This is a genomic window from Nocardia neocaledoniensis (genome assembly GCF_029868625.1).
In the GTDB taxonomy this organism is placed as follows: Bacteria; Actinomycetota; Actinomycetes; order Mycobacteriales; family Mycobacteriaceae; genus Nocardia; species Nocardia neocaledoniensis_A.
In genome coordinates this window covers 1-12,755 of the sequence record NZ_JARWOJ010000029.1, presented here as the reverse complement: position 1 = coordinate 12,755, position 12,755 = coordinate 1, and the positions used below count along the sequence as shown (strand labels likewise).

General features: G+C 64.4%; 9 protein-coding genes, 2 tRNA genes and 1 pseudogene. 8 read left to right on the top strand and 4 right to left on the bottom strand.

Annotated elements, in window-relative coordinates; translation table 11 throughout:
- Positions 1-1,354 (bottom strand): esterase-like activity of phytase family protein (locus tag QH270_RS01280; RefSeq protein WP_280338507.1); only part of this gene is annotated, 1,354 nt, incomplete at its 3' end.
- Between the two features lie 85 nt (positions 1,355-1,439).
- Between QH270_RS01280 and QH270_RS01275 the strand changes: the two genes are divergently transcribed.
- The 5 genes and pseudogenes from QH270_RS01275 to QH270_RS01255 all read left to right on the top strand — a co-directional run.
- Positions 1,440-1,835 carry a RidA family protein gene (locus QH270_RS01275; RefSeq protein WP_280338506.1) on the top strand — a complete coding sequence of 132 codons (396 nt, stop codon included), beginning with the start codon at positions 1,440-1,442 and terminating at the stop codon, positions 1,833-1,835.
- A gap of 144 nt (positions 1,836-1,979) precedes the next feature.
- On the top strand, positions 1,980-2,705 hold the full coding sequence (locus tag QH270_RS01270; protein ID WP_280338505.1) for a maleylpyruvate isomerase family mycothiol-dependent enzyme: 726 nt from the start codon (positions 1,980-1,982) through the stop codon (positions 2,703-2,705).
- Between the two features lie 867 nt (positions 2,706-3,572).
- Positions 3,573-5,438, top strand: a complete 1,866-nt coding sequence (locus QH270_RS01265; protein WP_280338504.1) for a hypothetical protein — start codon at positions 3,573-3,575, stop codon at positions 5,436-5,438.
- An 810-nt stretch (positions 5,439-6,248) separates the two neighbouring features.
- Positions 6,249-6,911 carry a hypothetical protein gene (locus tag QH270_RS01260; protein ID WP_280338503.1) on the top strand — a complete coding sequence of 221 codons (663 nt, stop codon included), beginning with the start codon at positions 6,249-6,251 and terminating at the stop codon, positions 6,909-6,911.
- 526 nt (positions 6,912-7,437) lie between these two features.
- Positions 7,438-7,896 (top strand): annotated as a pseudogene (locus QH270_RS01255) (site-specific integrase); the annotation flags it as partial.
- A gap of 99 nt (positions 7,897-7,995) precedes the next feature.
- Here QH270_RS01255 and QH270_RS01250 read toward each other — a convergent pair.
- From QH270_RS01250 to QH270_RS01240, 3 genes are all read right to left on the bottom strand, one after another.
- Positions 7,996-8,068 (bottom strand) — tRNA-Arg (locus QH270_RS01250).
- A 34-nt stretch (positions 8,069-8,102) separates the two neighbouring features.
- Positions 8,103-8,192: transfer RNA gene (locus tag QH270_RS01245), tRNA-Ser, on the bottom strand.
- A 92-nt stretch (positions 8,193-8,284) separates the two neighbouring features.
- Positions 8,285-9,010, bottom strand: coding sequence for a dienelactone hydrolase family protein (locus QH270_RS01240; RefSeq protein ID WP_280338502.1), 726 nt, complete (start codon positions 9,008-9,010; stop codon positions 8,285-8,287).
- A gap of 89 nt (positions 9,011-9,099) precedes the next feature.
- On the opposite strand from QH270_RS01240, the gene hisC reads away from it, so the two are divergent.
- The 3 genes from hisC (at position 9,100) to QH270_RS01225 (ending at position 12,606) form a co-directional block, all read left to right on the top strand.
- A complete protein-coding gene (hisC, locus tag QH270_RS01235; RefSeq protein WP_280338501.1) occupies positions 9,100-10,176 on the top strand; it encodes a histidinol-phosphate transaminase in 1,077 nt (358 codons plus the stop codon).
- Between the two features lie 346 nt (positions 10,177-10,522).
- A complete protein-coding gene (locus tag QH270_RS01230) occupies positions 10,523-11,578 on the top strand; it encodes a nitric oxide synthase oxygenase (protein WP_280338508.1) in 1,056 nt (351 codons plus the stop codon).
- A 251-nt stretch (positions 11,579-11,829) separates the two neighbouring features.
- Complete coding sequence (locus tag QH270_RS01225) at positions 11,830-12,606, top strand: PRC and DUF2382 domain-containing protein (protein ID WP_280338500.1); 777 nt, start codon at positions 11,830-11,832, stop codon at positions 12,604-12,606.
- The last annotated feature ends 149 nt before the right edge of the window (positions 12,607-12,755 follow it).

Sequence of the window (12,755 nt, the reverse complement as noted above, 5' to 3'; positions counted from 1 at the left end):
TGCCCTGTTCGAAGATGCCGGCCCCGCCGAACACGGCGAACCACAGCAGGCTCACCACGCTGGGCACCAGCAGCACGCCGGTGACGAACTGCCGGATGGTGCGACCGCGGCTGATCCGCGCGATGAACATGCCGACGAACGTCTCCAGCGGCTTGCCCTCGATCTGCAGGCCGCCCTTCTCCGCGTCATAGGTGGCGGCGGGCACACTCGCCTGCGGGCCGACGTCGGTGGCGCCCGCGATGTCGATGGTCCAGATCTTCTTGTTCGACTCGGGCGCGAGGTTGCCGTCACGCTCGTCGACCAGGAAGGTCGTCGCGCTCAGCGCCGTGATCTCCGAGACGGCGACCTTGTTCTGCTTCGGGTTCTCCAGCGGGTACAGGAATTCCTTCTGCGCCTTGGTCTTCAGGTCGACGGTGACGATCCGCGCGAACGGCACCTCCTTGGCGGAGCCGCTCAGCCCGGGGGTGTTGAGCGCGCTCTGCACCATGCCGACCAGCGTGCTGCCGTCGGGCGTGATGGTGAGCCCCTCCATGCCCTGGTTCGGCGAGCGCAGCGCGATCTCCTTCGGCAGTCCGTTGCCAGGCGAGAGGCGCTCGAGCTCGGTGCCGTCGGCGGCGAAGTGCACCAGGAACGGACCGTATTCGTCGGACACCCAGAAGGTGCCGTCGGCGAGCGCGACCAGCCCTTCCGGGTCCAGGCCGTGATCGGTCGGCGGCAGGACGTTGCCCCGCAGATCCTTGATGGTCTCGCCGGTGGAGGCCGCGGTGTCGACCTGACCGTTGAACGGCACGCCGGCCTTGGTGCGCAGCTCGATGCTGGACTGCAGCACCGCCCGGTTGTCGATCAGCTTGAAGCGGCCGATCTTGGGCACGAATGCCGGAGTGGGCGCCAGCTTTTCGTTCTTGGCCGGACCGTCGACATTGGGGCCGCGGTCGGTGAGTCCGTAGAACTCGTCCGCGCTGCCCGGCACCGGAGTCCAGGCCGACCCGAACCCGCTGCCCTGGACCGTGGTGCCGCCGTACTCGCCCAGCGCCGGGATGTCGGTGGTGTACAGCCGAACCGCGTCGGTGGTGGTGACCTTGAACTGGTCGAGCCCGCGATAGCCGGCGACCGGTGTGTACTCGTAGGAGCCGTCGAGGCGCCTGGTCAGGTTCCCGTGCTCGGGTTCCAGCTCCACGCCGAGCACCGCGCTCTTGCCCGTCTCGGCGACCAGGTCGTCGAGCGAGATGACCAGGGTCTGGTCCTTGTCGACGGTGAAGTCGGCGTCGGAGCCGGGCGTGGAGCAGCCGGCGACGGCGGCCGCGCACAGGACGGCGGTGAGCGGGAGTAGGCGGATACCTGGACGTGCGTTCATCCGGCATGCGTACCGCGCCCAGCCGACCAGCAGCCGACCGGAATATGAATTGTCATCCACCACACGGTGGATCATTCTGGCTGCCATGACCACAACTCGGGTGAACATTTCCTCTGCCTCCGATTTCGAAGATGTCGTCGGGTATTCGCGGGCGGTGCGGGTCGGCGATCACGTCGTAATCAGCGGGACGACGGCCGCCGTCCCCGGTGGCGGCGCGGTCGGCGGGGACGACATCGGCGCGCAGACCACCGAGGTGCTGGCCCGCATCGCCGCCGCACTCGAGCAAGCGGGCGCGAGCCTCCGGGATGTGGTGCGCACCCGCATCTTCGTCACCGATATCACCCGCTGGCCCGAGGTCGCCGCCGCGCACTCCGCGGTGTTCGACAAGATCCGCCCCGCCGCCTCGATGTACGAGGTGACCGCCCTGATCGCGCCCGAGCTCCTGATCGAGATCGAAGCCGACGCGATCGTCGTGGGCTGAATCGTCACACACCCCGGTCGCCGGCCAGGGCGTCCGATCGCGAAAACTCCCCAGTTGTCCACAGGTTCGGAGTTATCCACAGGCAGGCCGCGACACCGGCTCGATCGCCGGTGCGGGCCGGGCCAGGCAACTACGCTCGATCCCGTGACCAGCGCAACGGCAACACCCACCGACCTGCTCGCCCGGGTCGCCGAGTCCACCGCCCGCTTCGACGCCGCCATCGGCGCGCTCACCGAGGCGGAGCTGGCCGCGCCGTCCCGGCTGCCCGGCTGGACCCGCGGGCACGTCATCGCGCACATGGCGCGCAATGCCGACAGCCTGCTGAACCTGCTGCTGTGGGCACGCACCGGCATCGAGATCCCCCAGTACGCCAGCGTCGAACTGCGCGACGCCGACATCGAGGCGGGCGCACCGCGGTCCCTGGCCGTGCAGCACGCCGATTTCACGGCCTCGGCCCACCGCTGGCAGGCCGTGGCCACCACGATGCCCGCCGGGGACTGGCAGGCCGTGGTCCGTAACCGGCAGGGCGGCTCGCTCACCGCCGATCTGATCCCGTGGATGCGCTTGCGCGAGACCGAGATCCACCACGTCGACCTCGGCGTCGACTACACCCCCGCCGACTGGCCCGCCCCCTTCGTCGCCCGGTTGCTCCCCGAGGCCATCAGCGACCTGTCGGCCAAACTCGTCCCGGACGCGACCCCCACCTTCGACATCCAGGCCACCGACACCGACTTCATCGCCACCGTCGGCCCCGGCCGCCCCAACCACACCGTCCTCGGCCCCGCCTCGGCCCTGCTCGCCTGGCTCCTCGGCCGCTCCCCCGGCGCCGACCTCACCGGCCCCCTCCCACCCCTGCCCGCCTGGAAGTAGCCCCAACGAAAAGAACCTCCGACCCGAACAGGTCGAAGGTTCTTTCCTTGTGCGCCCGAAGGGATTCGAACCCCTAACCTCTTGGTAGTTCCGTTGCTCTGCGACTGTCCGCCGACGTACTCCAAAACCTGCTGCTATCAGCGCGTTTTGCGTTCTTCGCTATGTGGCTATCTGCCGTTGTTTGCCCGAATCACCGGGGGTTTGTACCGGGAAAGTAGTGGGTGAGTCATGTTCTCCGGCTTCGGAAGACTGCCTATGAGTAGTGATCGCAGTCGGTATGCAGCGGTGGGGTGAAGGTCGTCGTGGCGCAGACTCGACACGAGTGCGTTCGATGGTGACCACCATTCCGAAAGCAAGGCACCGCACCGACGAGCACCTGGCCAAGACCAAGCCGGTGACCGTTCGGGCAGTAGCGGGGAGCCGGTTCCGTCCAGCGCCCATTGCGCAGGTAGAGCCGGATCGATTCGCACATACGTTCGATTACCCATCGACCGCTCGGCAGGTTCGATCCGGCCTCGGTCAAGCCCGCTGGTCGCTACGGAAACTCGATGGAAGCGTTTCTGTTCGGCAACGCCTAACCAGGCATGACAGAGACACAGCACGTAGTAGATCGGCCAGCGCCGCAGCACGAACCGGCGCCGGGATCGGAACCGACCGGCGATACCGCGGCGATCCGGCAGCGGCATCTAGCCGCTCTGGCCATGGTCGACAACGCCGAGGATCAGTAGCCGGCGGGTTAGCCCTGCCGACCCGGCGGTGGGAAAGTCGACGCCCACACGGGAGGCAGGGGTCCAGCGAGTAGGCGTGCGATTCAGGTTCCATCCGGAAAAAGTTGTTAAGCGACCGAATCCGCGCGAGGATCAACGGATGACAGAGACCCGTCAGCAGCGGCGCGCTCGTGAGCGTGCCGAGCGAAAGTCGGCCAGTCGTCCAGGACCGAACCATTCGGGTCAGCCGCGTGCACGGCAGCCCGAAACCTTCGAAGACTGGGCTCAGCAGATGGCTGGCGTGGTCGACTTTGGTCCGCGAACGATCGTCGCCGGTGAAGTTGGTGCCGAATTAATCGCAGAGCGAGACCGTCACGAAATGCTGGCGGGAACCAATACCGACCTACTCCTCACTGAGCTGGCCCAGTTGCAACGCGAACTCGATATAGCAATAACGACAGACTGGAATACCAAAAAGATAGAGCAAAAATTCGTCGACTCACTTTCGACTAGCTGGGCGTCGAATTTGCGTTCACTAATTGATTCAGGTCATAGGCTTGCTCCGCCGGTCACCGTGACACAATTAATTCGTGAAGCAATAGAATTCGGTTCATTCGGAGTTGAAAACGAGCTGGATAGGGAAACGATCTGTTTGTTGCTCCTATCTATTAGCTCAGAGCAGCAGCGAGATAAACGCTTCGCCGGAGATATTCCTACTGTGTCTGAACGCAATGCCGTAGAGAAAGAGATGGCAGGACTCGACGCCGAAGCTCTATATCGGTTGATGCGCGACATGCTGGTGGACGAAGTCGCAGCTATGCTCTTTAACGCGCCTCTCAAATTGGAAGTAGTTCAGGCGACTACTTTTGAAACTTGGTTCTCCCTGTGGCCGAGTCGAGTGACCAACCCCACCCTGGGTAAAACACCAGCTGAAGCGTTTGAGGTTGCGACCGGCTTAGACCTAGTAGATCTACTCCGCCTAGGAGATATCGTTCGCCAGCGGTCATGGGCCGGAGAGGTAGTGTTCGACACTGCACAACTCACCAGCGACGGCGCCAGCGAAGAGTCCGTCCGTTTCATGTCAGAGCGAATGTCTATGAAGTCGGCCGAATACCGCGATAGCCTGGCACGGGATCGGAGGCGCGGCGATGTCCAGTATCAGCGCTATACGATGACCCAGTTCCCTTTCCTGGAGATCGATTCCAACAAGTTCATACTCTTGAGGCATCAGTGGGGAATAGATCGATTTATTGGAAATCAGCTCTACTGGGAGACATACTCAAGTTTCGCCGAAAAACACACAAAGAAGACTGCGGGACACTTCAGTCAAGCAATGGACTATATGTTCGAAGAATTGGTTGGACGCACGATCGAAAGGATTGTCGCGACGGAAGCTGCTGGATCAGCAGAAATCCTGAACGAATCTCAAATGCAGGACGCCTGGCAAAAGAAGGGAAAATTGCCATCGGTTTGCGATTGGGCAATCCTCGGCAATAAACTGTGTGTCGTAATAGATGCCACCAATCACCCGCTAGATTTCAAGATCGCCCAAGGACTGGGTGATGCAGCTTCATATGCCGTAGATATCGACAAGATATTCACAAACAAAAAATACGAGCAGCTCATTTCGACTATCGATCACTTGGCAAACCCTGGATGGCAAGGAAAATCATACGGAACTAATACATTCGTTCCGCTGGTGGTGGTCCCCGATAGTAGTGTTCCAAACACCATTTTCGCTGAAATGGACTTCCAGGCTAGAGCTCATCCCAAGTTTGCAAGATTTCAGCAGCGCGTATTCCCTCCCGGAACAATTTCCTATTCTGATCTGCGGCTTCTCGAAGGAATATGCGAGCGGTCTCCCCGGTCCTTTGCCACGATCGCAGGTGGATGGCGGTACTACGCGGCGACAACCAAAGGCACTCTGCAGCAGTTCATCGACAAGCACTTTCAGGAGCGTCCTCTGCCGCGGCACGTTCTGGAATCGAGTCGCGGGTTCCAAACGCTGATCAATGAGCGCATTTAGTGTCCAGCGCCTGAAGTTGGGGGCCGTAGCCTCTGCCCGTCAGTAGCGGTCCTCGCAGCCGAGTAGATCGAGGTCGTTGATCTCCGACTGGATGACAGGTTCCATCGTCCAGCCGGAGAGGAACCGGTGACCACCCAACCATTCGGCCTCGCTACCTTTCTACGGCCGCAGGTAACGTGATCAGCCTTCGATCAGCGCGACGACCACTAGGCCGATGGTCGCAAGCATCAGCACAAACGTACATCCCGCAAGAACCCAGGTGGCTTTGGTAAGCCGGTCAGACATCTCACGATCGGCCTTTAATCGCTGCTCAACGAGCCACGCATCCAGGTACGCCTGAGCGCCTCAGACAACGTTTCCACCCACGCCCGCCGCCGCTTCCCGCAGCAGCGCCCGGTACCGAACCCCTATCGGATTCAGTTATCGCCGAGATCTCGTTGGTTGGTCCCTGTCGCTGCTCCTGCATGACGCGAAGGCGACGCGCGCAGATCATCTGGGCTACCGCTCTACCCATTTGACTGTGCGGAATGGTGCCACAGACAGCTGGCCCTGTTCTGGGTTGGGGCGCGCACACCGGGGGCTGGCTCACCGCCTGCCCGATACGGCTTGCCGTTCACGCGCAGAGGCTCACAGGCCAAGGGTTGCTCAGCAATCAGCGAAGCTGACGCCATCGGCGCCCTTGAGATGCGAGGAGCGCGGGATCACAATGCAGGCCAACCCGGAACAGGGCCAAGCGGCCGGAGGTCGCTATATGCAACGGCCCTTCGCCCCCGTTCGCTGGCCGAATCCCCTGTGCTGGATACTTCGTACATGCTGTCGAGCAATATGCCAATCGCGCTAGAGGCCACGTTCTTTGGGACTCTGCCAGCATGGCTAGGAGCATTAGGAACAGTGCTGTCGCTTGGCACGGGCGTCTTGTACTACCGCGCGAATCTGAAACGCGAGGAGTTCGCTCAGGCGAGGCATATTCGATTGACGACAATGCACCACGAGGCTGAGACCGGGAACATTGTTGCCAAGATTCATAACTTCTCGGACGAGTCGATCTTCGACGTATGGGAGAGCCAAGGGCGGACGTCGTCGTTTCGAGAGGTTCTTGTCGATGCACTGCGCGCGACGAAAGGTCGTAAGCCCTCGGACGAGGAGATCGCCGCGCTTAAGACCAGATGGGACAACACATCTGGTGGTCGGGTTGCGTTCGCCGGGTATGACGCCTCCCACATCGAGGCGGGTGGTTCCAAGGAGATCACGTTTGAGGGACCCAGCGATACGCAGAATTTCTGGATCGAGTTTCGCGATTCCAGGGCAAACCAATGGAAGATCGCGCTTGACCAGAATGAGCCATGCAGGGTTTGCGATCCGGATTCTAAGGACCGATGGTGGCGTGTGGTACGTCATCCTGTAGTGGCTGGTCGAGAGTGGAAGACGAACTGGGAGTTGAAGCAGTGGCTGAACTCGGTGACACAGCGGTAAATCGGGATTGGGTTTCCACCCTTGCCCAAGCTGCGCGGCTCGGCATCACGGTCCCCTGACCTGCGTGTTCGATGCTCGTCGCCCAGGCGGTGATGCACCGATTTTTCGTTCAGCAATTCGTCGCACCTGGTGAGTGGCTTGGTGATCGGGCACCTGTGCTGCGGGTTCCGGGTGGACTGGTGACGGCTGGGTGACCGTCTACGTGGGTTCGGTAGGCAGGGTCTTATGAGGCAATCGAGCGAAGCTCGTGCGGCAGCACCGTCTGGGAGTCGGTGATCTGGTGGCCGTCGATCGGGGCATGTGCCGGCCGAATCAGGCTCGCGGATTCCGTTCAGCAATCCGCGACCCGGCTCTTGTCGGCCTCGTCCACTGCTCAGATCGATGCTGGGTGAGCTGGTCAGAGTTCCGATCGCCTGCTTTTGGCGCTCAGCGTCGCCGACGCGCCGACGCGCCCAGGCTGCGCCTTACCTGCCTGGGTTGCGCGTCGAAGCGCGGCGGCGGCGCTGTGCGCCAAAAGCAGGCGCTCTTGAAGGCCGATCCGCCAACGGTCACGACTACCGGGACCATGATCGACCACGGCAAGGTCAAAGGGCAGGCGCTACACCGCCAGGACACACGAAAAGGAGATGCGCCAGACCACACTGTGATCTTGCCCAAGCTCGCGGTGGAAGCGCTGAAAAAGCTGCGCCCGAAGGACCCCGCACCCGACAGCCCGGTGTTCGCCAACAGAAACGGCGAGTGGATGAGCCTGGCGAACATGCGTCGCTCACTGCGGGCCGCGCTGCCCAAGGATCTGAGGTGGGTTACCCCGCGCAGCTTCCGCCCGACTGTCGCGACGGTGGTCCGTGATGACCTTGGTCCGGCTCAAGCGCAAGCCCAGCTGTCGCATGCGAAGCTGGATACGACCGAGCGGCACTACCTCGAACGGCGGACTGTCGGACCGGACGCAAGGAAGGCCCTCGACAAGTTCACCGAGGGAAAGTAGTGGATCGTTTGTAAGGGGAAAGTAGTGGATCTGGAGAGATTTCCCCGAGACGAAAAACCGCCCCTCACCGGTAAACCCTGGTGAGAGGCGGTTCTTTTGTGCGCCCGAAGGGATTCGAACCCCTAACCTCTTGATCCGTAGTCAAGTGCTCTATCCGTTGAGCTACGGGCGCATGGTTCTTCAGTTGTTACCCGGCGAACCGGGTGTGGCGGAGGCGAGAGGATTTGAACCTCCGGTCCCCGTGAAGGGACAACTCATTAGCAGTGAGTCCCATTCGGCCGCTCTGGCACGCCTCCTGGAGCCTTCTCTTCGAGGGCACCGGTCCTTGTCGAACCGCCGGGAATGAAGATTACACGAGCAGTTCATGTAGTCCAAAACGCCTGGTCAATCAGCGTAAGTTGCTGTCGAACCAGTCGTAGATACGGGTCTGGGAGTCGATCCGAATGGCGTTGGCCGCGTCGTCGTCCGGATCGGGTCGGTCGGCCCGGTGGCTGAGGCCCGGGTAGGTGATGGTGAGACTGGCCACATTCGCGCGCGCGGTCGCGTCGCGGAGCCGGTCGACGGACTCGGGCGGGGTCGCCGGGTCGTCGGCGCCGAACAGGCCGAGCCAGGGCGCCTGCAGGTCGGCCGCGACATCGACCAGGGCGACTTCCTGATCCGGCAACGGCTCGGTGATGCCGGGCGCGGCCACGCTCACCGCGGCGCCGATGGGCCGGTTGGTGGCGACCAGGAACGCGGCGGTACCCGCGGTGTCGAACCCGAGCACCCCGATGGTGTCGGGGAAGACGCCGCGCCGGGTGAGCCAGTCGAAGCCGGCGTCGAAGTCGTCGAAGAGTTCGTCGCCGAACACCTCGCGCACCTGCTCGTCACCGATCCGGTCGAACAGGTGCGGCGCGACCACGATCCAGCCCTCCACCGACAGCGACCGCATCAGGTCGAGCAGCTGGGGCGAGAACTCGCGGGACTCGTGCAGGAGGACGATTCCGCCGCGGGCGACGCGCTCCGGCTCGACCACGGTGATCGGCACCGAGGTCCGCGTCGCGGTGGCTGCCGTCTCGGTGTCGCGCGCTTCGGTGAGCCGAAGCGGGGCGACGTCGTCGTAAGTGCCCGCCATAAACCCAGCGTAGGCGGCAGAACTGCGGTTGGGTAGGTCTTACCCGCCGCGCTGCACGTCGGCCGCGCGGTTCGCCGTAGGGTGGAGGCGTGACCGCGCACATCCGCCCCGACCTCGCCACCATTCCGGCCTACGTTCCCGGCCGCAATCACCCGGACGCGGTGAAGCTCGCCTCGAACGAGACGACCTTCGGTCCGCTGCCGAGCGCGGCCAAGGCGATCGCCGAGTCGGCCGAACTGGCCAACCGGTACCCGGACAACCAGGTCGCGGAGCTGCGGGCGGCGCTGGCGGATTTCCTCGGCGTGACCGTGGCCAATGTCGCCGTCGGCTGCGGCAGCGTGGCGCTGTGCCAGGAGCTCGTGCAGATCACCTGCGACGCAGCCACCGACGAGGTGGTCTTCGCGTGGCGCTCGTTCGAGGCGTACCCGATCGTCACCCAGGTGGGCAACGCGACCGCCGTGCCGGTGCCGCTGGCCGAGGGACATCTGCACGATCTGGACGCGATGGCCGAGGCCGTCACCGAGCGCACCAAGCTGATCTTCGTCTGCAATCCGAACAACCCGACCGGCACCGCGCACGGCCGCGCCGAGCTGGAGCGGTTCCTGGATCGGGTGCCGCCGCACGTGCTCGTCGTGCTGGACGAGGCCTACTTCGAGTACCTGCGCCTGACTCCCGAGACTCGCCCCGACGGTGTGGAGATCGGCCGTACCCGCCCGAATGTGGTTGTGCTGCGCACGTTCTCGAAGGCCTACGGCCTCGCGGGCCTGCGCGTGGGCTATGCCGTCGGCGATCCCGAGGTGATCACCGCGCTGCTGAAGGTGCACATCCCGTTCAGCGTGAACCGGGTCGCGCAGGCGGCGGCCATCGCCTCGCTGGAGGCGCGTGGTGAACTGCTCGACCGCACCGATGTGCTTGTCGCGCAACGGCACCGGGTCCGCGATGCGCTGCTGGCGGCCGGGTACGAGGTACCGCCGAGCGAGGCGAATTTCGTCTGGCTGCCGCTGGGCGAGCGCAGCACCGCCTTCGCCGAGGCGAGTGCCGCGGCGGGCGTGCTGGTCCGGCCGTTCGCGGGCGACGGCGTGCGAGTGACCATCGGCGATCCGCATGAGAACGAGCAATTCCTCGCGTTCGCCACGGCACAGGAAAACGCCGCGCGATTCCGTTAGCTCCGGGCAAGGTCAGCATGGCTTGACGTCGATCACCGTGCGATTACGGTCATTCGGAGCACACTGCCAGCACACTCGCCGTAGGCTGGCTGGCAACGAATTCGGGCGTTCGAACACCGACGGCATCGCACGCGGCGACGACCCACCGCTGATGAGGTAGGCGCGCGCCATCAGAGGGTGTTCTCCCGCAGGCGATTCTCCGTGTCCCGGGCACCCAACGCACGGCCACGCACCCCTGCCCGACCGGAGATGTACCGTGAACCAACGCTCGCGCCCCACCGTCTACGAAAAGGCCACCGCCGCAGTCTCTTCGGACGAAGGTGCCGATCTCGCCCTCGACCGCAGGCTGCGCGAGTGCGACGAGTTCTTCCGCCATCCCGAATTGGGCCATCTACCGGCCCAGCGCCGCCTCGATGCCCTCGCCGAGTTGCGCGGCACCGGTACCTACCGGCACACCGCCGAGGAGATCCTGATCGGCGCGAAGCTGGCCTGGCGCAATCACGCCCGCTGCGTCGGACGCAAGCACTGGCGGTCGCTGAAGCTGTTGGACGCGCGGCTGGTTACTTCCGCGCGAGAGCTTTCCGAGGCGTGCTGGCAACATCTGCGGCTGGCCACCAACGGGGGTGCGATCCAGTCGATGATCACGGTCGGCCCGCAGCGCGAGCCCGGCCGCGAGTACCGGATCGTGAGTTCGCAGCTGATTCGCTACGCCGGGTATCCCAACGGCGACGGCACCGTCACCGGCGACCCCGCCAATATCGCCGCCACCGAGCAGGCCGTGGCGCTGGGCTGGCGCGGCGACCGCACCCCGTTCGACGTGCTTCCGGTGCTGATCAGCACACCCGAGGAGGGCTTGCGCTACTTCGACGTGCCGCGCGAACTCGTTCGCGAGGTCGACCTGAGCCATCCCGACTATCCGTGGTTCGCCACGCTCGGATTGAAATGGCATGCGCTACCGGCTGTTTCGAACATGGATCTGGATATCGGCGGCATCACCTACCCCTTCGCGCCGTTCAACGGCTGGTACGTGGGCACCGAGATCGGCGCGCGCAATCTCAGCGACACCGACCGCTACAACATGCTGCCGCTGATCGCCGACATGATGGGACTCGACACCTCGTCGGTGCGCACCCTGTGGCGCGACAAGGCCTTGATCGAGCTGAACCACGCTGTCCTGCACAGCTTCCGCAACTCGGGTGTGCACATGGTCGACCACCACACGGTCGCCAAGCAGTTCTGCGATCACGTCCAGCGCGAGGAGGCGGCGGGCCGCCGGTGCCCCACCGACTGGAGCTGGGTCAACCCGCCGATCTCCGCCGTGCTGACCCCTACCTTCCACCGCTACTACGACGCGCCGGACCTCGACATCCGCCCGAACTTCGTCAAGCGCGCCGACGCCTGACCCGGACGCTCAGATGGTGCCGAGCAGAGTGGTGCTGCCCCCGCGAGACGAAGAACCGGCGCCGACAGCGTCGATGCCGTGCTGACCGGGCGTTGTTTGTGTCCCGCAGGCTCGGGTATTTGCCTCGAGGTAGCTGATCCGGCCGAACCCGGACAACTGCACTGACCGATCACCACAACCCAACGGAGCCGCCATCCCGGACCCGATGTGGCCGGGATCGGGCGACCTCCGCACAAGGTAGGAGGATCATCATGGGCAGAGCGACACTGGACTCGCTGATCGGAGCCACCGCGTACGACGAGCGGGGCGAGAAGATCGGCAAGGTCAAGCAGATCTACATCGACAATTCCACCGGCTCGCCGACCTGGGCCGCCGTCTCGACCGGGCTGTTCAGCAGCGATTCGCTGGTGCCGCTGGCCGGCGCCGAGCACCGGGCCGACGACGACACCCTGAGCCTGCACGTCGACAAGGAACAGGTGAAGTCCGCGCCGCATCTCGACGACGGCGGGCGGATCAGCCCGCAGTCCGAGCAGGAGCTGTTCCAGCACTATCACGTCGACCCGCGCACAGCGGGCTGGAACACCTACGGCCGCCAGCAGATCCGCCCCGGCGGCGACGAACCGATGACCCACGGCAACCCGAGGACCACCGACAACTCGATGATCCGCTCGGAGGAACAGCTCCGGGTGGGCACCGAGAGCGAAGAGGTCGGCACCGCCCGCCTCCGCAAGTACGTGGTGACCGAGGAACAGAACGTGCGCGTCCCGGTGACCCACGAGGAGGTTCGCATCGAACGCGAGCCGATCACCGATCGGGAGACCGGTCGCAGGCCCGAGATCGGCGAGGAGGAACGCGAGGTGACGTTGCACGCCGACCAGGTGCACGTCGACAAGGAGGCCGTTCCGGTGGAGCGCGTCCGCATGGAGGTCGACGAGGTCGCCGACGAGCGGACCGTCTCCGACACCGTCCGCAAGGAGCGCGTCGACACCGAAGGGATCGACGGCGAACGGCGTCGCAACCAGCCGTAAACGGCACGGTCGAGGGGGGCCCGCCGGGGGGGGGGGGGGGGGGGGGGGGGCCGGGCGGGCCGGGTGGTGCCGCAGGTCGAGCGGGCCGACGGTCAGTGGTGGGTGCGCTGGCGGCTGGTCGGCGGTCAGCGGCAGCGCGCCTGGCTGGC

Bases quoted from the DNA above. Each gene is read 5' to 3' on its own strand.
- QH270_RS01275 (WP_280338506.1), top strand. From the start codon at position 1,440: ATGACCACAACTCGGGTGAACATTTCCTCTGCCTCCGATTTCGAAGAT.
- QH270_RS01225 (WP_280338500.1), top strand. From the start codon at position 11,830: ATGGGCAGAGCGACACTGGACTCGCTGATCGGAGCCACCGCGTACGAC.
- QH270_RS01265 (WP_280338504.1), top strand. From the start codon at position 3,573: ATGACAGAGACCCGTCAGCAGCGGCGCGCTCGTGAGCGTGCCGAGCGA.
- QH270_RS01240 (WP_280338502.1), bottom strand. From the start codon at position 9,010: ATGGCGGGCACTTACGACGACGTCGCCCCGCTTCGGCTCACCGAAGCG.
- QH270_RS01260 (WP_280338503.1), top strand. From the start codon at position 6,249: ATGCTGTCGAGCAATATGCCAATCGCGCTAGAGGCCACGTTCTTTGGG.